This is a genomic window from Crossiella cryophila (genome assembly GCF_014204915.1).
Classification (GTDB): domain Bacteria; phylum Actinomycetota; class Actinomycetes; order Mycobacteriales; family Pseudonocardiaceae; genus Crossiella; species Crossiella cryophila.
Map to the genome: position 1 here is coordinate 1,345,432 of NZ_JACHMH010000001.1, position 17,631 is coordinate 1,363,062.

Annotated in this window: 21 protein-coding genes, 1 tRNA gene and 1 pseudogene; 12 read left to right on the forward strand and 11 right to left on the reverse strand. The window is 71.0% G+C overall.

All coding sequences use genetic code 11. From position 1 onward, the window contains the following. Window positions 1-73 precede the first annotated feature (73 nt). Together HNR67_RS06320 and HNR67_RS06325 are read left to right on the forward strand one after the other, a co-directional pair. The gene (locus HNR67_RS06320) at window positions 74-1,273 is read left to right on the forward strand and encodes a cysteine desulfurase-like protein (RefSeq protein WP_185001164.1); all 1,200 of its coding nucleotides are present in this window, start codon (window positions 74-76) and stop codon (window positions 1,271-1,273) included. A gap of 21 nt (window positions 1,274-1,294) precedes the next feature. Beyond that, entirely contained in the window at window positions 1,295-1,957 is a 663-nt protein-coding gene (locus HNR67_RS06325; protein ID WP_246492470.1) for a class I SAM-dependent methyltransferase, read from the forward strand. Here the strand turns inward: HNR67_RS06325 and HNR67_RS06330 are convergent. Further along, complete coding sequence (locus HNR67_RS06330) at window positions 1,954-2,787, reverse strand: oxidoreductase (protein ID WP_185001165.1); 834 nt, start codon at window positions 2,785-2,787, stop codon at window positions 1,954-1,956. The genes HNR67_RS06325 and HNR67_RS06330 overlap by 4 nt on opposite strands. A 76-nt stretch (window positions 2,788-2,863) precedes the next feature. Beyond that, complete coding sequence (locus HNR67_RS06335) at window positions 2,864-3,853, reverse strand: NAD(P)H-quinone oxidoreductase (protein WP_185001166.1); 990 nt, start codon at window positions 3,851-3,853, stop codon at window positions 2,864-2,866. A gap of 23 nt (window positions 3,854-3,876) precedes the next feature. Between HNR67_RS06335 and HNR67_RS06340 the strand changes: the two genes are divergently transcribed. Both HNR67_RS06340 and HNR67_RS06345 read left to right on the forward strand, forming a co-directional pair. Further along, window positions 3,877-4,545: a GNAT family N-acetyltransferase gene (locus HNR67_RS06340; RefSeq protein ID WP_312986598.1), complete on the forward strand. Its 669-nt coding sequence runs from the start codon at window positions 3,877-3,879 to the stop codon at window positions 4,543-4,545. 1 nt (window position 4,546) lies between these two features. Further along, the gene (locus tag HNR67_RS06345; RefSeq protein ID WP_185001167.1) at window positions 4,547-5,179 is read left to right on the forward strand and encodes a GNAT family N-acetyltransferase; all 633 of its coding nucleotides are present in this window, start codon (window positions 4,547-4,549) and stop codon (window positions 5,177-5,179) included. Here HNR67_RS06345 and ypfJ read toward each other — a convergent pair. Further along, on the reverse strand, window positions 5,176-6,108 hold the full coding sequence (gene ypfJ, locus HNR67_RS06350; RefSeq protein ID WP_185001168.1) for a KPN_02809 family neutral zinc metallopeptidase: 933 nt from the start codon (window positions 6,106-6,108) through the stop codon (window positions 5,176-5,178). The genes HNR67_RS06345 and ypfJ overlap by 4 nt on opposite strands. Window positions 6,109-6,223: 115 nt before the next feature. On the opposite strand from ypfJ, the gene HNR67_RS06355 reads away from it, so the two are divergent. After that, window positions 6,224-7,399 carry an endonuclease/exonuclease/phosphatase family protein gene (locus HNR67_RS06355; protein ID WP_185010230.1) on the forward strand — a complete coding sequence of 392 codons (1,176 nt, stop codon included), beginning with the start codon at window positions 6,224-6,226 and terminating at the stop codon, window positions 7,397-7,399. A 62-nt stretch (window positions 7,400-7,461) separates the two neighbouring features. Here HNR67_RS06355 and HNR67_RS06360 read toward each other — a convergent pair. Then, window positions 7,462-8,223 (reverse strand): annotated as a pseudogene (locus tag HNR67_RS06360) (EamA family transporter); the annotation flags it as partial. A gap of 88 nt (window positions 8,224-8,311) precedes the next feature. On the opposite strand from HNR67_RS06360, the gene HNR67_RS06365 reads away from it, so the two are divergent. Continuing rightward, entirely contained in the window at window positions 8,312-8,815 is a 504-nt protein-coding gene (locus HNR67_RS06365) for a MarR family winged helix-turn-helix transcriptional regulator (RefSeq protein WP_185001169.1), read from the forward strand. Here the strand turns inward: HNR67_RS06365 and HNR67_RS06370 are convergent, their stop codons facing one another. Then, on the reverse strand, window positions 8,816-10,534 hold the full coding sequence (locus HNR67_RS06370; RefSeq protein ID WP_185001170.1) for a bifunctional metallophosphatase/5'-nucleotidase: 1,719 nt from the start codon (window positions 10,532-10,534) through the stop codon (window positions 8,816-8,818). Window positions 10,535-10,721: 187 nt separating this feature from the next. Here HNR67_RS06370 and HNR67_RS06375 point away from each other — a divergent pair, with 187 nt between their 5' ends. Together HNR67_RS06375 and HNR67_RS06380 are read left to right on the forward strand one after the other, a co-directional pair. After that, window positions 10,722-11,147: a MarR family winged helix-turn-helix transcriptional regulator gene (locus HNR67_RS06375; protein WP_185010232.1), complete on the forward strand. Its 426-nt coding sequence runs from the start codon at window positions 10,722-10,724 to the stop codon at window positions 11,145-11,147. Window positions 11,148-11,183: 36 nt separating this feature from the next. Beyond that, window positions 11,184-11,271 (forward strand) — tRNA-Ser (locus HNR67_RS06380). Between the two features lie 42 nt (window positions 11,272-11,313). Here HNR67_RS06380 and HNR67_RS06385 read toward each other — a convergent pair. Beyond that, entirely contained in the window at window positions 11,314-12,123 is an 810-nt protein-coding gene (locus HNR67_RS06385) for a DUF3592 domain-containing protein (RefSeq protein ID WP_185001171.1), read from the reverse strand. A gap of 94 nt (window positions 12,124-12,217) precedes the next feature. Next, entirely contained in the window at window positions 12,218-12,661 is a 444-nt protein-coding gene (locus HNR67_RS06390; RefSeq protein ID WP_221489790.1) for a MarR family winged helix-turn-helix transcriptional regulator, read from the reverse strand. Window positions 12,662-12,761: 100 nt separating this feature from the next. Between HNR67_RS06390 and HNR67_RS06395 the strand changes: the two genes are divergently transcribed. Further along, the gene (locus tag HNR67_RS06395) at window positions 12,762-13,751 is read left to right on the forward strand and encodes an SMP-30/gluconolactonase/LRE family protein (RefSeq protein WP_221489791.1); all 990 of its coding nucleotides are present in this window, start codon (window positions 12,762-12,764) and stop codon (window positions 13,749-13,751) included. Here HNR67_RS06395 and HNR67_RS06400 read toward each other — a convergent pair. Genes HNR67_RS06400 through HNR67_RS06415 form a run of 4 tightly spaced genes read right to left on the reverse strand, consistent with a single transcriptional unit; the run spans window position 13,748 to window position 15,889 of the window. Further along, window positions 13,748-14,191 carry a hypothetical protein gene (locus tag HNR67_RS06400; protein WP_185001172.1) on the reverse strand — a complete coding sequence of 148 codons (444 nt, stop codon included), beginning with the start codon at window positions 14,189-14,191 and terminating at the stop codon, window positions 13,748-13,750. The genes HNR67_RS06395 and HNR67_RS06400 overlap by 4 nt on opposite strands. 13 nt (window positions 14,192-14,204) lie before the next feature. Continuing rightward, window positions 14,205-14,651 (reverse strand): hypothetical protein, encoded by a 447-nt coding sequence (locus tag HNR67_RS06405; RefSeq protein ID WP_185001173.1) that lies wholly within the window; start codon window positions 14,649-14,651, stop codon window positions 14,205-14,207. A 51-nt stretch (window positions 14,652-14,702) separates the two neighbouring features. Then, window positions 14,703-15,335 (reverse strand): hypothetical protein, encoded by a 633-nt coding sequence (locus tag HNR67_RS06410; RefSeq protein WP_185001174.1) that lies wholly within the window; start codon window positions 15,333-15,335, stop codon window positions 14,703-14,705. After that, entirely contained in the window at window positions 15,317-15,889 is a 573-nt protein-coding gene (locus tag HNR67_RS06415) for a hypothetical protein (RefSeq protein WP_185001175.1), read from the reverse strand. The genes HNR67_RS06410 and HNR67_RS06415 overlap by 19 nt, the downstream gene beginning before the upstream one ends. A 146-nt stretch (window positions 15,890-16,035) precedes the next feature. Between HNR67_RS06415 and HNR67_RS06420 the strand changes: the two genes are divergently transcribed. The 3 genes from HNR67_RS06420 (at window position 16,036) to HNR67_RS06430 (ending at window position 17,529) form a co-directional block, all read left to right on the forward strand. Then, window positions 16,036-16,743, forward strand: a complete 708-nt coding sequence (locus HNR67_RS06420) for a dienelactone hydrolase family protein (protein ID WP_185001176.1) — start codon at window positions 16,036-16,038, stop codon at window positions 16,741-16,743. Between the two features lie 164 nt (window positions 16,744-16,907). Next, complete coding sequence (locus tag HNR67_RS06425; RefSeq protein WP_185001177.1) at window positions 16,908-17,213, forward strand: WXG100 family type VII secretion target; 306 nt, start codon at window positions 16,908-16,910, stop codon at window positions 17,211-17,213. A 25-nt stretch (window positions 17,214-17,238) separates the two neighbouring features. Beyond that, on the forward strand, window positions 17,239-17,529 hold the full coding sequence (locus HNR67_RS06430; RefSeq protein ID WP_185001178.1) for a WXG100 family type VII secretion target: 291 nt from the start codon (window positions 17,239-17,241) through the stop codon (window positions 17,527-17,529). Window positions 17,530-17,631 lie beyond the last annotated feature (102 nt).

A 17,631-nucleotide genomic window follows, 5' to 3' on the forward strand; every position in this document is an offset into this window, starting at 1 on the left:
ACCGTCGCCTACCCGCGGTCACCAGGTAACCCCGGGGTTCAGGCGATTTGGCGTCCTCCGTACGGTGTCTTTCATGGCGTACGACGTCGCTCGGGTACGGGGCTTGTTCCCCGCGCTGGGCGACGGGTGGGTCCACCTCGATTCACCAGCGGGTATGCAGGTACCCGAACAGGTGGCGACCGCGGTATCCACCGCGTTGCGCGCCCCGGTGTCCGGGCCGGGCGGAATATTTCCGGCCTCACAGCGGGCAGAGGCGATCGTGGACGCGGCCCGTCGCTCCGTAGCCGACCTGGTCGGCTGCGACCCGGCCGGCGTGGTCCTCGGACCCAGTTCCGCCGTCCTGCTGCAACGCCTCGCCGACGCCCTCGGCGAAGCCTGGATGCTCGGCGACGAAGTGGTCGTCTCCCGGCTCGACCACCCCGGCAACGTCTCACCCTGGGTACGCGCCGCACAGCGCGCGGGCGGCAGCGTGCGCTGGGGCGAGATCGACATCGAGACCTGCGAACTGCCCGCCTGGCAGTACGACGGACTGATCACCGGCAGCACCAAGGCGGTGGCCATCACCGCCGCCTCCGGCGCCGTCGGCACCCGCCCTGACGTCCGGCACGTGGCCAACGCGGCCCGCAAACACGGCGCCCTGGTCGTGGTCGACGCCTCCTCCGCCGCCCCGTTCGTGCCGCTGGACGTGCTGTCCATGGGCGCGGACGTGGTCGCCGTGTCCGCCTCCGCCTGGGGCGGCCCGCCGGTGGGCGCACTCGCCTTCCGGGACGCCAGCCTGCTCGACCGGCTGCCCTCGGCCGCCCTCGAACACGGCGCCCGCGGCCCGGAACGCCTCGAACTCGGCCCGCACGCCTACCCGCTGCTGGCCGGACTCGTCTCCTCAGTGGACTACCTGGCCGGACTCGACGACGCCGCCATCGGCCCGCGCCGGGAACGCCTGCTCACCTCACTCGGCTCGGTCAAGGCATACCAGGCCGGCCTGCTGGCCAACCTGATCAACGAGCTGCGCTCGATGCGGCACGTCATGGTCATCGGCGACGCCATGCGCAGGGTGCCCTCCCTCGCCTTCACCATCACCGGCGCCAAAGCCTGGGAGGCGGTGGAACATCTGGCCGAACGCGGGGTGTGCGCCTTCCACGACTCCGGGCACAATGGCGTCTTCGCCGCACTCGGGGTCGGCGAGGTCGGTGGCGCGATCCGGGTCGGTCTGGCCCACTACACCAACGCGGCCGAGGTTGATCAGTTGGTGCGCGCGGTCGCCGAACTGCGCTGAGCCGGGCCGCATGGAGGCTGGTTGAACGACTCGCTCGCGCGGGCCATGGGCGACCTGGCCGCCTGGCACAAGCTCGCGCCGCTGCTCACCGAGTACCTGCCCTTCGGCGACGCCTCACTGCGCCCGTCCGGGCTGACCGCCGTGCTGGACGAGGCCATGATCGGCAACCGGACCGTGCTGCTGGAATGCGGCAGCGGCTCCTCCTCGGTGGTGGTGGCCCGGATGCTGGCCCGCCGCGGCTTCGGCCACCTGCTCTCGCTCGAACACGACGAGCGCTGGGCCGCCTTCGTCAACACCCAGCTCCGCCGGGAGGGCCTGCACCAGATCGCCAGGGTGGTGCACACCCCGCTCAGCGGTCACCCGGCCGCGGTCGGCGCACTGCACTGGTACACCCCGCAGCTCGTGCACGACGAGGTGATGGCCTACGTCGACCGCTTCGGCCTGGTGGACCTGCTGCTGGTGGACGGCCCGCCTGCCTTCGAACCGGGCAAGGACCTGGCTCGCTACCCGGCGCTGCCGGTGCTGCGCTGGGCCCTCGCCCCCGGCGCGACCATCCTGCTCGACGACGTCGACCGGCCAGGCGAGCTGACCGTGCTCACCCGCTGGCAGGAGCAGTTCGGGCTGCGCTTCCGCGCCGACCCGACCGGCTCCCGCCTGGCCATCGGCGTGATGGACCCCGGCTAGGCCGGGAAATCGGTGGACCGGCTGACCTGCGCCCACGCCTGCGCCTCGGCCATCTGCCGCTCATTCGCCGTCACAGTGACCGTCAGCGCGTCCGAACCCAGCAGCAGCCGCCGCGGCGGATCAGGGTGCTCGATGAGGTCCGCGATCACCTGGCCGGCCCTGGCCGGATCGCCCGGCTCCCGGCCCGCCCGCTGCTCGCGGTAGTCGGTCATCATCCGCAGCGTCTCCGCGTAGTCCGGTCCCGGCTCGGCGATCCGCATCGACGGTCCGGCCCAGTCGGTGCGGAAACCACCCGGCTCCACCACGGTCACCTTCACCCCCAGCGGCGCCAGCTCGTTGATCAGCACCTCGGAGAAGCCCGCCACCCCGAACTTGGCCGTCTGGTACGCCGAAAGCCCAGGTGAACCGCCGACCCGGCCGCCGACCGAGGAGATCTGCACGATGTGCCCGGACCGCTGCCCGCGCAGCACCGGCAACGCCGCCCTGGTCACGTTGACCACGCCGAACAGGTTGGTCTCCACCTGGGCCCGGAAGTCATCCTCCGGGGTCTCCTCGAAGGCCGCGCTGTTGGCGTAGCCGGCGTTGTTGACCACCACGTCCAGGCCGCCGAACTCGCGCACGGCCAGCTCGACCGCGGCCCGTGCCGCGGCGGGGTCGGTGACATCCAGCGAGGTGGCGCGCACCGCGTCGCCGTAGGTCTCGGTGAACTCGGCCAGGTCCTCAGGTCGTCGCGCGGTGGCGACCACCCGGTTGCCGCGGGCCAGCGCGGCCCTGGTGATCTCCCGCCCGAGACCGCGGGAGCTGCCGGTGACAAGCCAGATTCTGCTCATGCCACCAGGGAACACCCGCGGTCCACGGCTGTCAACCAACTAGTTAGTTACATCGCACCGATGGGCAGGTTTCCGTTCACCCGCGCACGAGCAGGATCTTGCCGACCACGCCGCCGGCCTCCAGCAGCCGGTGCGCCTCGCCTGCCTCCTGCATCGGCACCCTGGCGTGCTCGACCACGGTGACCTTGCCCTCCTCGACCAGCGGCCACAGGCGCTCACGCACGTCCGCGACCACCTCGGCCTTGCTGCCCGGCCCGTCCACCGGACGGCCGCGCAGCCCGGTCGCGGCCACGCTGGCCCGCTTGGCCAGCAGCTTGCTCAGGTCCAGCTCGGCCTTGCGGCCGCCCTGCATGCCGATCACGACGAGCCGACCGCCCGCCGCCAGCACGTCGATGTTGCGCGCCAGGTAGGAGGCGCCCATGTTGTCCAGCACCACGTCCGCGCCCTTGCCACCGGTGGCTTCCTTGACCACCTCGACGAAGTCCTGCTCGCGGTAGTTCACCGTGATGTCCGCGCCCAGACGGGCGCATTCGGCCAGGCCCTCGGGCGTCCCGGCGGTCACCGCGACCGTCGCGCCCAGCGCCTTGCCGATCTGGATCGCGCAGGTCCCGATGCCACCGGCACCGCCGTGCGCGAGGAAGGTGTCCCCGGCGGCCAGCCCGGCCAGCATCACCACGTTGGACCAGACCGTGCAGGTCACCTCGGGCAGCCCGGCCGCGGTCACCAGGTCGACGCCCTTGGGCGCGGGCAGCACCTGCACCGCGGGCACCGCCACGCGCTCGGCGTAACCGCCACCGGCCAGCAGCGCGCACACCTCATCGCCGACCTGCCACTGCGTCACACCCTTGCCGACCTTGGCGATCCGGCCGGAGCACTCCAGCCCCGGCACGGTGGTCACCCCGGGCGGCGGCGGGTAGAAGCCCTGACGCTGCAACAGGTCGGCCCGGTTCACCGCGGCCGCGACGATGTCGATGACGACCTCGCCCTGACCCGGCTCCGGATCGGGCCTCGGCGCCCAGCGCAACACCTCTGGACCACCGGGCTCGCGGATACTGATCGCGTACATGCCCTGAAGCTAGACCCAATTCGGTGGCGGGGCAGTCCGCCATCCCGGACGATCCGGGCATGGACCCCTGGCCGTTCCGCCACCTGGTACTGCGCACCCCGCGCCTGGAGCTGCGCCCGGATGACGACGCCGGAATGCTGGAGCTGCTCGAGGTGGCCCGCCGGGGTGTGCACCGGCCGGAGGAGATGCCCTTCTCCATGCCGTGGACGGATCTGCCGCACGCGGAGATGAGCCTGGGCGCGCTGCAGCAGCGCTGGCGGCTGCGCGCCGGGCACACCGCGGCGAGCTGGGACCTCGGCTTCCTGGTCCGGCACCGGGGCCGGGTGATCGGCACCCAGAGCCTGATGGCGCAGGACTTCGCCGAGCTGCGCGAGGTGAGCTGCGGCTGCTGGTACGGCCTGGAACACCAGGGTCAGGGCTTCGGCACCGAGGCCTGGGCCGCGGTGCTGGCCTTCGCCTTCGACCACCTCGGCGCCACGCACGCGCACGCCGCGGCCTTCGTGAACAACGCCGGATCCCGCGCGGTCAGCCGCAAGCTCGGCTACCGGGACAACGGCACCCGTCGCGTCCTGCAACGGGACAAGATCGCCCTCCAGGTCGACCAGCGCCTGACCCCGGCGGAGTTCCGCCGGCCGGACTGGATACTCCAGGTCGAGGGCCTGGAGGCCTGCCGAGAACTGTTGGGAGCCTGACATGGACCCGTGGCCACTACGCAGGCTGGTGCTGCGCACCCCGCGCCTGGAACTGCGCCCCGATGACGACGCCGGCCTGCTGGAACTGGCCGAGCTGGCCGGTCGCGGCATCCACCCGCCCGGCGACATGCCCTTCATCGTCCCGTTCACCGACAAGGCGCCGGGCGAGCTGGAACTGGGCGTGGTCCAGTACAACTGGCGGCAGCGCGCCGAACTCGGCCCGGCCAAGTGGACGATCAGCTTCCTGGTCCGGCACCAGGGCCGGGTGATCGGCACCCAAGGCCTGACCGGCGAGGAGTTCGCGATCACCCGCGAGGTGCGCACCGGCTCCTGGCTCGGCCAGGACCACCAGGGCCAGGGCCTGGGCACCGAGATGCGCGCGGCCGTGCTGGCCTTCGCCTTCGACCACCTGGGCGCGGTGCAGGCCCAATCGGAGGCGTTCGCGGACAACGCCGCCTCGCGCGCGGTCAGCCGTCGGCTCGGCTACCGGGAGAACGGCACCAAGCTGGTGGCCCGGCGCGGTCAGCAGGCCACCGAGATCGGCCTGCGGCTGCCCGCCGCCGAGTTCGTCCGGCCGGACTGGACACTCGAGGTCGAGGGCCTGGACGCCTGCCGGGAGCTGCTCGGCGCCTAACCCAGGTCCACATTGCGGTCGAAGGTGTTGCAGGAGGTCGGGTTGCCGGTGCGCAGGCCGGTGGTGAACCACTTCTGCCGCTGCTTGGAGCTGCCGTGGCTGAACTGGCTCGGATCCGGCTTGCGCCCGTTGAGCTGGGACTGGATGAAGTCGTCACCGATCCGCGCGGCCGCGTCCAGGGCCCGCTTGACGTCGTCGTCGGTGATCTCGGCGATCAGCGGTTTGCCGGAGGCGGTGGCCACCGTCTTGGCGTGGTTGGCCCAGGCCCCGGCGTAGCAGTCGGCCTGCAGCTCCAGCCGCACCGAACCCGAGGTCGGCCCGGTGGCGTTGCCGCGCACCTGGGCCGAGGTGCCCAGCAGGTTCTGCACGTGGTGGCCGTACTCGTGCGCCAGCACGTATGCCTCGACGAAGGTGCCGCCCGCCGCGCCGAAGCGGTCCCGCAGCTCCTGGAAGAAGCTCAGGTCGATGTAGACCTCGCTGTCGCCGGGGCAGTAGAACGGGCCGACCGAGGAGTCCGCGTTGCCGCAGCGGGTGCTCACCGCGCCGTTGAAGAAGTTCGTGGTGGCCCTGCGGTAGGTGCGGCCGGAACGGGCGAACACGTCGGTCCAGTAGCCCTGGATCGAGTTGATCGAGGCGATGGCCGCGCAATCCTGGTTGCGGTTGGCGTCCGCGCCCGTCTTGCACTTCTCCGCGAGCTTGGTGTTGTTGATCATCCCGCCGCGCGGCACGGTGTCCCGGTCCGCCGCGCCACCCGGCGCCGCGGGCAGCACACCACCGCCGAACTGGGACAACAGGAACCAGATCAGCACACCGAGCACGCCGAGGCCGCCACCGCCGATCGCCACCCGCCCGCCGATACCACCCCCGCCGGACCCGCCTAGGTCCTCGACCTGGGACACATCCAGTTCGGCGTCCTCGTTGAAACGCACCACAACTCCCGCTCGTCGCCGAAGATAGGCCAGCTGGTGTTCATCCTGCGCTCAACCACCGGTCGTTCGCGAGTGGAAGGGTGCCCCATCGGAAAGGGAGGTGTCCGTGATCCGGATGCGTCGACTGCTCGTGCTGGCGGCAACGCTGGCCGTGGCGACCGGTGTGCTCGCGCCAACCGCGCAGGCCACGCAGGACCGTGCCCACATCCCCGGCGCGGTCCGCTTCGCCACGTTCAACGCCTCGCTCAACCGCAACGCCGACGGCGAGCTGCTCGCGCACCTGGCCACCCCGGACAACCCGCAGGCCCGCAAGGCCGCCGAGGTGATCCAGCGGGTGCGGCCGGACGTGCTGCTGATCAACGAGTTCGACTACGTCAGCGGCAACCGCGCGGTTGAGTTGTTCCGCCGCAACTACCTCGCGGTCGGCCAGCAGGGCGCGCGCCCGATCGACTACCCGCACGCCTACACCGCGCCGGTCAACACCGGCGTCCCGTCCGGGTTCGACCTGAACAACGACGGCAAGGTCGGCGGCGGGGACGACGCCTTCGGCTTCGGGCTCTTCCCCGGCCAGTACGGCATGGTGGTGCTCTCGAAGTACCCGATCGACACCGCCGCGGTGCGCACCTTCCAGAACTTCCGCTGGCAGGACATGCCGGGCGCGGTGCTGCCCGAGGGCTGGTACTCCCCTGAGGAGCTGGGCGTGTTCCGGCTCTCCTCCAAATCGCACTGGGACCTGCCGATCCGGATCGGGCGAAAGACCACGCACTTCCTGGTCTCGCACCCGACCCCGCCCACCTTCGACGGCCCCGAGGACCGCAACGGCCGTCGCAACCACGACGAGATCCGGCTCTGGGCCGACTACGTCACCCCTGGCAAGGGTGGCTACCTCTACGACGACGCGGGCAAGCGCGGCGGGCTGAAGCCGGGGGAGCGGTTCGTGATCGCGGGCGACCAGAACGCGGACCCGGTCGACGGCGACAGCTACCAGAACGCGATCCGGCAGATCCTCAACGCGCCCAAGGTGATCGACCCGAAGCCGGGCAGCCTGGGCGCGATCGAGGCGGCCAGGGACCAGGGCGGCGCGAACGTCGGTCAGCGCGGTCCGTCCTGGCTGGACAGCGGGGACTTCAACGACAAGGCCCCCGGCAACCTGCGGATCGACTACGTGCTGCCCTCCCGGCCGCTGTTCCCGCTGGCCGCGGGTGTTTTCTGGCCGACCGCGCGCTCACCGCTGGCCCGCCTGAACGACACCTCCGACCACCACCTGGTCTGGGTCGACCTGCTCGCCTGACCCAGCAGCACCGAGCCGAGGACCAGCGCCGCGCCGAGCAGTTGCAGGCCGGTCAGGCGCTGGTCCAGCACGGCCCAGCCGAGCAGGGTCGCGGTCAGCGGGGTGAGCAGGCTGATCAGCGCCACCGCGCCGGCCGGGATCCGGCGCAGCCCGGCGAAGTAGAGCGAGTGCGCCAGCGCGGTTGCCACCAGCGACAACCACAGCAGCCCGCCAAGCGCCTCGCCGTCCAGCGCGGGCGGAGCGCCCTCGACCAGCAGCGCCACCGGCAGCAGGATCACCACGCCACCGAGCAGTTGCCAGGCGGTCAACGTCAGTCCGCTGACTCCCGGCGGCAGGCCCCACCGGCGGCTCAGCACGATCCCGCAGGACACGCTGACCGCGCCGCCGAGTCCGGCCAGCACGCCGAGAAGGTCCAGCCCCGCCTCGTCGTTGAGCACCAGCAGTGCCACCCCGCCGATCCCGGTCAGCGCGGCCAGCAACTGCGCCGCCCGCACCGGCTCGGCCAGCACCAGCGCGGCCAGGCCGATGACCAGCACCGTCTGCACCGAGCCGAGCGTGCCCGCCACCCCGCCGGGCAGCCGCTGCGCCGCGACGAACAGCAGCGTGAAGAACACCCCGATGTGCAGTGCGCCCAGCACCAGCGCCCGCCACCACCAGTCCCCGCGCGGCAGGCCCGGCCGCAGCGCGAGCAGCACCAGCCCGGCGGGCAGCGCGCGGAACAACGCGTTCCACAGCGGACTCGCCGGCAGCAGTTCGGCGGCCACCAGGAAGGTGGTGCCCCACAGCACCGGCGCGATCGCGGTCCTGGCCAGCAGTGCGGACATGCGGACCCCAGGTATCTCGACGTCAAGTATCTCGACGTCGAGATTTGTACGGCAGCAGGTGTCTCGACGTCAAGATAGAATCCCGGGGATGCGGGATGCGGTGGACGTGATCATCGAGCAGTGGGCGCGGGAAAAACCGGGCTTCGACGTCAGCCCGGTCGGCATCGTCGGTCGCACCGCGCGGCTGCACGCCTTGCTGGACAAGGGGATCGGCGCCAACTTCGCCCGGTTCGGGCTGGCCCACTGGGAGTACGACGTGCTCGCCTCGCTGCGCAGGGCCGGTGCGCCCTACCGGCTCACCGTGGGGCAGCTCATGGCCTCGATGATGATCAGCTCAGGGGCGATGACCAACCGGATCGACCGGATGGCCGCGCGCGGACTGCTCACCCGCGAGCCCGATCCGGCCGACCGGCGGGGCGTGCTGGTGCGGCTCACCGAGGCCGGGGTGACCATGGCCGAGCAGGTGCTGGTGCCGCACATGGAGACCGAGCGGGACCTGCTGTCCGGGCTCTCGGCCAAGGAACAGCAGCAGCTCGCGGCGTTGCTGCGCAAGGCCCTCCTGTCGCTGGAAGGCCCTGCGCCGCAACAGTGATCAGGGCTTGGCGGTGATCCGGTCGGTGGCCGGCGGCGCCAGGTTCGGGTGCGCGCCCAGGTAGCCGGTGAAGGCGTCCAGGTCGATCGCGCCGCCGACGAGTTCGGTGCCCTTGGTCAGCTCGGTGAAGCCGTCGCCACCGCCGCCGAGGAAGTTGTTCACCGTCACCCGGTACTTGGCCGCCGGGTCCACCGGCTGCCCGGCCACCGTGATGCCGGAGACCTTGTTGCCCAGTGCCGCACCGGCCGACCAGGAGTACTTCAGCGTGCTGGAGGGCTGGAGCACCCTGGTCACGATCCCGGCCGGGCCCTGCTGCCACTGCTGTTCCAGCACCGCCTTGAGCTGTGCGCCGGTCAGCGAGATGGTCTGCAGGATGTTGCCGAAGGGCTGCACCGCGTATGCCTCGCCGTAGGTGACCACGCCGTTGCCCTCACCCGCCGCGGAGGAGGTGAAGGTCAGGTCGGTGCGCACACCGCCAGGGTTCATCAGCGCGAGCTGCGCCCCGGCCACCTTCGACGCCTCCAGCTGGGAGTCCGCGATCAGGTTGCCGAGCTGGGACTCGCCGGAGGCCACCCCGATCCGGGTGACGTCGGCGGTGATCGAGCCGATCGGCCGGTTCGCGATCGGCGCCGCCTTGGCCTTGGCCTCGTCCACCAGCGCCTTGGTCTTGGCATCCTCGGGCACGTCCCGGGTCACCACGGTGTTGAACGCCTTGACCGAGGACCGCACGATGTCCCTGGTGCGCCAGTCGATCCGGGCGTCCACCGCGGAGAGGATCCGCCCGAACGAGGCGCCCTGCAGCACCGGCCGCGGGTTGCCAGCCGGGTCGTTGATCGAGCAGACGTACTGCTGGTGGCTGTGCCCGGTGAAGATCGCGTCCACCTTGGCCGAGGCCTTCTGCGCGATCTCCCGCGCCGGGCCGGGGGTGGTGCGGCAGTCGTTGGGGCCGCCGCCCTCGGTGTTGTCGCCCTGGTGCAGCAGCACCACGATCGCCTTGACCCCGAAGCGGTCCAGCGTGTTCGCGGTCCGGTTGATCGCCTCGACCTCATCGCCGAACTTCAGGCCCTTGATCGCCTCGGCGGAGACCACACTGGGCAGGTCCTCCAGCGGCACCCCGATCACGCCGACCGGCAAACCACCGGCCCAGGTGATGGTGAACGGCAGCGCGGCGGGCCGGTTGTCCTTCTCGAAGGTCATGTTCGCGGCCAGGATCGGGAACCGGGCGCCGCGGAAGCGATCGCGGAACTGGCAGCCGTCGGTGGGGTGGCAGCCACCGCGCTGCATGCGCTGCAGCTCGGCGTAGCCCTCGTCCAGCTCGTGGTTGCCCACCGCGCTGGCGGCCACCCCGATGTTGTTCATGAACTCGATGGTCGGCTCGTCGTGGAAGAGCGCCGAGGTGGTGGGCGAGGCGCCCACGTTGTCCCCGGCGGAGAGCAGCACCGAGTTGCGGGCCTGCGCGCGCAGCGCCTTGAGGTGGCTGGCGAAGTAGGCCGCGCCACCGGCCTCCACCTGCTTGCCGTCGGACAGGGTGATCCGCCCTGATGACCCGGCCGGTGGCTCCAGGTTGCCGTGGAAGTCGTTGAAGGCGATCAACCGGACGTCCGTGCCGCCCCAGTTCGCCGGCGTCGCCGCCGCGGTGCCCGCGGTGAGTCCGGCCACGGCCAGCACGGCCACGGCCAGGATCCCCGCCCGGCGCGGCAGCCGGGTTGGATTGCTCATGTGTCGCTGTCCCTCCTCCGGGCGGCCGCGCGGTGCGAAGCCCGGCCGAGGAGTCTGCCTCGTGTCAAGGGCGGTACACCAGTGGTGTGGTCGCGTCGTGATGAACAGCGCGCGGCCGGGAAACCAATAGCCTGGACCGGTGACCCCCGAGCCGCACGCCGAACCAAGGTGGCTGAGCACCCCGGAGATGCGGGCCTGGCGCACCTACATCATCGGCAGCCAGCTGCTGGCCTACCAGCTCAACCGCGAACTCCAGGACGGGCACGGCCTGACCCTGGCCGACTACGAGATCCTGGTCCGCCTCTCCGAACAGCCCGAACACCGGATGCGGATGAGCCAGCTCGCCGGCGACGTGGCCAGCTCCAAGAGCCGCCTCTCCCACCAGATCACCCGCCTGGAACGCGCGGGCCTGGTGACCAGGACGGAGTGTCCCAGCGACGGCCGCGGCGTGTTCGCCCAGCTCACCGAGCCCGGCATGGACCGCCTGCGCACCGCGGCCCCCACCCACGTCGACGGCGTCCGCGCGCACCTGATCGACCTGCTCACCCCCACCGAACAGGCCGCGCTGGCCAGGGTCTTCGAGAAGGTCCAGGCCCACCTGTCCGGTCAGTAGCACGCCCTCGACCAGGACCGACTAATCTCTCCTCTCGGAAGCGTGGCAGAGCGGCCGAATGCACCCGCCTTGAAAGCGGGAGACCTTAACGGGTCCGGGGGTTCAAATCCCTCCGCTTCCGCCAGCCCGGCGGGCCCCCTGACCAGGGACGGCCCGCCGGAGTTCGTTACCGGTACAGCCCGAGCCCGGTGAGCACCATGAGCACGATGCCGGTCACCGCGGCCGCCAGCAGCCCGAGGCAGAGCACCCCGCTGAACATGCCTGCCAGCAGGTGGCCGATCGCGGGCTGGCCCGTGGCCAGCTTGGGGTTCTCCGGGTCGTAGGTGATGTCCGCCGGGCCCGGCCGCCGCCGCAGGAAGACGAAGGCCGCCGACTCGACCTCCATCGACCGGCCGGTGGCGGTGACGAACCGCAGCTTGGCGTACTTGGTCTGGTCGCTGGAACTGTGCCGGTAGCCGGTGATCTCGCCGGCCACCGTGACCCCGCGCCTGCGCAGCACCCAGAGGTCGCGCAGCAGCCAGCGCCACACCCCGCGCAGGCCGAAGAGCGCCACCGTGGCCAGCCCGCAGAGCACACCGAAGCCGGCCGCGATGATCAGCCCGTTCTGCAGTCCCGCCCACCACACCAGCAACAGCACCGCCACGCCCGCGCCCAGCGCCACCTTGGCCGCCCAGTGCATTGGCCTGCCTGGCTTGGTGGTGCTGGTGACGGCGGCCGCCGGATCGTGCTCGACCCGGCGCATCGCCCGCTCCAGCGCCTCGGTGAAGGCCGTCACCGACGCGTCGTTGCCGCCGTGTACTTCGTAGGTCTCCGTCGCCGTGGTCAGCACCACGCTCCGCCCGGACCGCTGATGACCGGTCAGCGCGGCCAGTGGCACCCGCTTGCTCAGTCCGCCGCGGAAGACCTCGATCTCCGACTTCCCCAGTCGGAAAGTCCCGCCCCGGCCCTTGAGGACCACGATCGCGTTACTCGCCATGCGGCGGACGTTAGGGCAGCGCGGCCTGCCGGATCAGCGCAATCGCGGAACTTCAGGTGCCGCCCCGGACCGGGCGTCCACAGTGGACTGACGGTCAGCCGCTGATGTCCGGTGCGGTCAGCACCGCCGAGCAGCGGGCCAGCAGGGCGCGCAGGGTGTCGCGTTCGGTGTCGGTGAATTCGGCGGCCAGGCGGCGTTCGACTGCGCTGGCGTGCTTGTCGGCCTGCTCGAAGGCGGTGCGGCCGGCCTCGGTGAGCCGGGTCTCCAGCACGTTGCGGTGCAGTTCGTGCGGGGCGCGCTCGATCAGCGCCGCCGACTCCAGGTTCCGCAGGATGGTGGTCATGGTCTGCGGGGTGACCCGGCAGCGGCGGGCCAGTTCGGCCGCGGAGATGCCGGGGCGTTCGGAGAGCACCAGCAGGGCCGCGTACTGCGCCACGGTCAGGCCGACCGGCCGGATGACCGCCTGCTTGACGCCCATCAGCTCGTGCTCGACGCGCTTGATGTCGCCGCCAAGGCGCTCGTCCATCGGCATGCCCATGCGCTGATGGTACGTCCATCGAATATCTGTTCGCCTGTTGACGAGCATCAGGGTACTGATTACATTCCGAGTCCTGATGAAGAACAGTGGACGGAGCAACATGAGCAAGCTGATGATCGGGCGACGGGCACTGCTGACCCTGGCCGTGGCCACCGGATCGGTGCTGGTCCTGCCCGCGCAGGCCGGTGCGACGCAGGCAGGCTTACCCGCGGTGATCTCCGCCAGTGCCGCCCAACTGCACCCCGAGGGCGTGGCCTGGGACCCGCTGCGGCGGTCCTTCCTGGTCAGCTCACTGCGCCACGGCACCGTGTCGGTGGTCCGCCCGGACGGCAAGGTGCGCACCCTGGCCGCGGACCCGCGGATGATCTCCACCTTCGGCGTGCACGTGGACGCGGCCCGCGGCCGGGTGCTGACCGCCTACGGCGACTTCGGCCTCGGCGTGCGCTCCACCCCGGAGACGATCAAGAAGTCCTCCGGCATCGGCGTCTTCGACCTGCGCACCGGCCGCCTGCTGCACCTGGTCGACCTGGCCATCGGCGCCGGTGACCACGCCGCCAACGACCTGGCCATCGACCAGGCGGGCAACGCCTACGTCACCGACCCGTTCAGCGACGCGATCTACCGGGTGGACGTGCACGGCCGGGCCTCGGTGCTGGTGCGCGATCCGCGCCTGCTCACCAACGGCATCGGCATGAACGGCATTGTCTGGCACCCGCGCGGCCACCTGCTCGCGGTCAACTACGCCACCGGCGAGCTGTGGAAGATCCCGCTGACCAACCCGGCCGCGCTCACCCAGGTCACCCTGCCCGAACCCCTGGTCGGCGGCGACGGCCTCGACCTGCGCCCGGACGGCTCGCTCACCGTGGTCACCAACAAGCTCTCCGCCCCCGGCCGGGTCGCGGTCCGGACCCTGCGCTCCACCGACGGCTGGCGCTCGGCCCAGGTCACCCGCCGCGCCGAGCCGTGGGCCGACACCGAGCCGACCACCGTCGCGGGCACCCCGCACGGCAGCTACGTGCTCGACGGCCGCCTCGGCACCCTGCTCGCAGGTAAGCCCGTGGACACCTTCACCCTGCGCCGCCTCGGCTAGAACCGCCTGCGGGACCGGGAGATCACCCTGGCCCGGCGGCACAGGTCGTCCACGATCTGGGTCTCCGCGGTCGGGGTGGTCCCGGTGCTGGGATCGCAGCAACTCGGCTTGGTGCGCTTGGTGCTGTCCGAGGGCCGCACCCCGGCCAGCCGGTAGAGCAGCTCGTAGACGTCCTGGTCCGGATCGGTGTCGTGCGGGCCGACCAGCAGCACGTAGGCGGAGTCGGCGTCGTTGAAGGCGACCACCACCCGGTCCGCGCCCCACAGATGCCGCACGCACAACCGTGGCAACGGCTCCGGCCCGGTCACCCGGTAGGACAGCGCGGCGCAGGCGCGGTGGCTCAGCTCGTCCAGGAAATGCTCGTAGGCCCGCTTGGACGGACCACGCAGCGCGGCCACCTGGGCAACGGCGACCGGCGTCTCGATGACGGTGATGGGCATGGGTTCCGGGTGGTCACACCCGCCGCACGACGCGTCCCTCGCCGCGGTCCATCTGGGCCAGGCTCTCGGCCAGGTCCAGCCGGTCCAGCAACGCCTGATCGCTGAGCCGCCGGTGCACCTCCTCCAGCAACCCCCGGCTACGCCCGGCCTGCCGCAGATCCTCCACCAGCAACCGCACCTGGTGCAGCCGCCGCACATCGATCCGCAACGTCGGATCCACCTGCGCGATGGTCAGCACGCCCTCACTCGCCCAGGCCCGCACGGTCTTCTCGGTCAGCTCCAGCAGCTCCCCGGCCACCGCAGGCCGCACCGGCAACGCCCCTGCCAGCCGCTTCTCGGCGAGGCTGAGCAGTCGCAATCGCCGATCATCGTTGCGCGGCAACGTCTCGGCGACCTCCTCGATCACCTCGATCTCGGCGAAGAGGTCCCGCAACTGCTGGGTCTCGGTCACGATCGACATGGCCCACCCCTTCCCGTGGCTACCGATTATTCAACCTGTTTCCGGTAGTCGTCAATAGCCTAGCCGCACGCACGCGGGCACGGACTGGAAGGTGGCCGGGAGCAGACCGAGCCGGGAGCGGATGAAGGCCCGGCCCCGCACGAGGTTCGCCTGGTCCGCGGCCCGGACCCGTTCCTCCGCCGTCGTGATCGCCCGCCACGTCGCCCCGACACCGGTGGCCTGCGCGGATTCCAGGATGGCCAGCGCGTCCCGCAGCGCCGTCAGCTGCGCCTCGTGCTGGTTGAGCAGGTGCTCCCGGAACTCCACCACGCCCGTCGTCACCCGCTCGGTGGACCGGCGGTGCGCCCGCCACACCGTGTCGTGCCAGCCGGCCAGGTCGCGATAGAACCCGGCCAGCTGCCGCCGGAGCGGCTCGGCCCCGCCCGCCCGGTCGATCTCCTTGGCACGCTGGGCCCGCAGGTCGACGATGGTCGCGCTCATCCCGCACGCCTGGCCGAGCCAGCCCGCCAGGACCTGGTCCACCGGACCGCCCGAGTAGCCCCGGAGGGGCTTGTCCATCTCGCCGCGCGGTGGCCGCGGATTGTGGTTGAAGGCCACCGCACCCAGCACACCCAGCGTGAGGCTCACCAGGACGAGCAGGATGGCCTGCCACCCGTACCGGCGGGTCAGCCGAGTTTCTTGCATGCCGGCACCGTGTGGAAGGCGGCCACGAATCCCGGTGGCAACTCGCGGCTCAGCTGACGGTTGCGCTGGACCCGCCCCTTTTCGCTGCGGTCGATGATCGCGTCCACATCCGTCCGCACGAGCTTCAGATCCGCCTCGGCCGTGATCTTCGCGCGCTCCAGCATCGGGGCCACTTCGGTGAGCACCCGCTGGTTCTCCTCGTGCAGGGCGATCCAGTGCAGCCGGAACGGCGCCGAACCGTCCGGGCCCGGCTCGATGAAGTCCAGGTGGGCCTTGCGCGCGGTCTCGTGCCAGCCCGCCATGTCGCGGTACAACCGGGCGAACTGCCGGGCGCGTTCCTCCGGCAGCGCCGACTCGTCCAGTTCCTTTACCCGCTGCTGCTTCTGCGAAACCACCGGAAGGCTCAGCGCGCAGGACTTGGCCAGCCAGGTCGCCGCGGCCGGATCCGGTGCCGCCGTCGGGGTGATTTCCGTTGTGCTGGTGTAGAAGCGCACCGTGCACGCGCTCGTACCCAGCAGTAACAGCGTGGCGAGGGCAAACAGCCTGACCTTCATGAATCCCCCACTTGGTCGTTGCCTAACTGGGGGACACCGCTGGTCCAGGGAAAGTTGTCACCTGGTGAACACGCGGGCTCGCCGGAATTGCTCCGTATGGTTGGTCACGTTGACTGCTGTTCACCCTCGCGTGATTGGGTGAGTCCATGACGCAGACCCGCACCGAGACGCTGCTGCTCACCGACGGCAGCGAACTGCGCTGCACCGTGGCCGAGCCGGACGGGGTGGTGCGGGGTGGACTGGTGCTGCTGCACGAGGCCAGGGGCGTCACCGACGCGGTCCGCGGGCTGGCCGCCAGCCTGGCCGAGGAGGGCTGGCTGACCGTCGCCCCACACCTCTACCACCGTGACGGCGACGACGAGCAGATCGACTCCGAGGACGACGACCGGGTGGCGGACAAGGTGAGCAGGCTCTCTGGCGAGTCCGTGCTGGCCGACACCGACGCCGCCTTCTCCTGGCTGGCCCAGCGGCAGGTGGCCGTCGACCGGATGGGCATCGTCGGCTTCGGCCTCGGCGGCTCGGCCGCACTGGTGGTCGCGGCCAGCCGCACCCTGGGCGCGGCGGTGACCATCAACGGCGGCGGCATCATCGCGCCGCTCTCGGACGGGCTGCCCTCGCTGGTCGAGGTGGCCGGTGAACTGACCTGTCCGTGGCTGGGCATCTACAGCGAGGCGGGCACCGGTATCCCGGCCGAGGACGTGGCCAAGCTGCGCGATGCCGCCGCCGAGGCCGAGGTGGCCACCGACGTGGTGCGCTACCCCGGGCCGGTCGAGGACAGCGGGGCCAAGGACCCGGCCGCGGTCGCCGACGCCTGGCAGCGCACCCTCAACTGGTTCGACGCGCACCTGCGCTGACCCCCGTTCCGGGTGTCCTCACCCTGTGTGAACACTGGTTTTTCCGGGTGACGAATTTCCCGGGAACCGCACAGGCCCCCCAGTGCGTCTGACACGATGTCGGCGGGTTCCCACTCCGAGGGGCTCCCGGATACCACTGAACAGGTCGTAAGGGGAGAGCGCACATGAGTTACGGCGCTTCACTGGAGGAGATGCGGCGCGCCGCCCAGGACGTCCGCAAGGTCAACGGCGATGTGGACAACCAGCTGCGCATGCTGCGCCAGGCCGTCCAGGACGTGAAGTCGTTCTGGCGTGGTGACGCGGCCAAGGCGTTCGACGGGCTCATGGACCAGTGGGACCAGGACGCCCTCAAGCTGAACCTCGCGCTGAATGACATCGCGTCCAATCTGGACAACATGCACCGGGGCTACGCCCAGCAGGAAGAGACGCAGTCTGCGGGCTTGAGCAAGATCCAGAACGAGCTGGGCTGAGCGCGGGAAAACGGGAGCGAAGACGATGAGCGGCGAAATCGAAGTCAGTTTCGAGCAGCTGGGCAACACCGCCGAGAAGGTGCGCGCCACCACCACCGAGCTGGAGCGCCTGCTGGGTGACCTCAAGGCCAACCTGGCCCCCACCGCGGCCACCTGGTCCGGCAAGGCCTCCGAGGCGTGGCAGGTGCACCAGCAGCGCTGGGACTCCTCCTACGGCGACCTCAAGGGTGTGCTCGGCCAGATCGGCCGGGCGCTGGAGAGCGCCAACCAGAACTACCAGGACGCGGAATCCCGCAACGTCAAGCGCTGGGGCTGACCCCTTCGCGCTGAGCCTCGCGACCCCGGCCGGAACACGCGGTGCGGGGTCGTTCGGCGTTCTGGGACGCTGCTCACCACACCTGGCCTGATCGGCGGCGAT

What these genes read in the sequence shown, in the direction of transcription:
- HNR67_RS06405 (WP_185001173.1), bottom strand. Translation starts at nt 14,651, where the DNA reads ATGTCGATCGTGACCGAGACCCAGCAGTTGCGGGACCTCTTCGCCGAG.
- HNR67_RS06355 (WP_185010230.1), top strand. Translation starts at nt 6,224, where the DNA reads ATGCGTCGACTGCTCGTGCTGGCGGCAACGCTGGCCGTGGCGACCGGT.
- HNR67_RS06395 (WP_221489791.1), top strand. Translation starts at nt 12,762, where the DNA reads ATGAGCAAGCTGATGATCGGGCGACGGGCACTGCTGACCCTGGCCGTG.
- HNR67_RS06320 (WP_185001164.1), top strand. Translation starts at nt 74, where the DNA reads ATGGCGTACGACGTCGCTCGGGTACGGGGCTTGTTCCCCGCGCTGGGC.
- HNR67_RS06430 (WP_185001178.1), top strand. Translation starts at nt 17,239, where the DNA reads ATGAGCGGCGAAATCGAAGTCAGTTTCGAGCAGCTGGGCAACACCGCC.
- HNR67_RS06370 (WP_185001170.1), bottom strand. Translation starts at nt 10,534, where the DNA reads ATGAGCAATCCAACCCGGCTGCCGCGCCGGGCGGGGATCCTGGCCGTG.
- HNR67_RS06410 (WP_185001174.1), bottom strand. Translation starts at nt 15,335, where the DNA reads ATGCAAGAAACTCGGCTGACCCGCCGGTACGGGTGGCAGGCCATCCTG.
- HNR67_RS06375 (WP_185010232.1), top strand. Translation starts at nt 10,722, where the DNA reads ATGCGGGCCTGGCGCACCTACATCATCGGCAGCCAGCTGCTGGCCTAC.
- HNR67_RS06420 (WP_185001176.1), top strand. Translation starts at nt 16,036, where the DNA reads ATGACGCAGACCCGCACCGAGACGCTGCTGCTCACCGACGGCAGCGAA.
- HNR67_RS06330 (WP_185001165.1), bottom strand. Translation starts at nt 2,787, where the DNA reads ATGAGCAGAATCTGGCTTGTCACCGGCAGCTCCCGCGGTCTCGGGCGG.
- HNR67_RS06415 (WP_185001175.1), bottom strand. Translation starts at nt 15,889, where the DNA reads ATGAAGGTCAGGCTGTTTGCCCTCGCCACGCTGTTACTGCTGGGTACG.
- HNR67_RS06385 (WP_185001171.1), bottom strand. Translation starts at nt 12,123, where the DNA reads ATGGCGAGTAACGCGATCGTGGTCCTCAAGGGCCGGGGCGGGACTTTC.
- HNR67_RS06400 (WP_185001172.1), bottom strand. Translation starts at nt 14,191, where the DNA reads ATGCCCATCACCGTCATCGAGACGCCGGTCGCCGTTGCCCAGGTGGCC.
- HNR67_RS06390 (WP_221489790.1), bottom strand. Translation starts at nt 12,661, where the DNA reads ATGGGCATGCCGATGGACGAGCGCCTTGGCGGCGACATCAAGCGCGTC.
- HNR67_RS06425 (WP_185001177.1), top strand. Translation starts at nt 16,908, where the DNA reads ATGAGTTACGGCGCTTCACTGGAGGAGATGCGGCGCGCCGCCCAGGAC.
- HNR67_RS06335 (WP_185001166.1), bottom strand. Translation starts at nt 3,853, where the DNA reads ATGTACGCGATCAGTATCCGCGAGCCCGGTGGTCCAGAGGTGTTGCGC.
- HNR67_RS06345 (WP_185001167.1), top strand. Translation starts at nt 4,547, where the DNA reads ATGGACCCGTGGCCACTACGCAGGCTGGTGCTGCGCACCCCGCGCCTG.
- HNR67_RS06365 (WP_185001169.1), top strand. Translation starts at nt 8,312, where the DNA reads ATGCGGGATGCGGTGGACGTGATCATCGAGCAGTGGGCGCGGGAAAAA.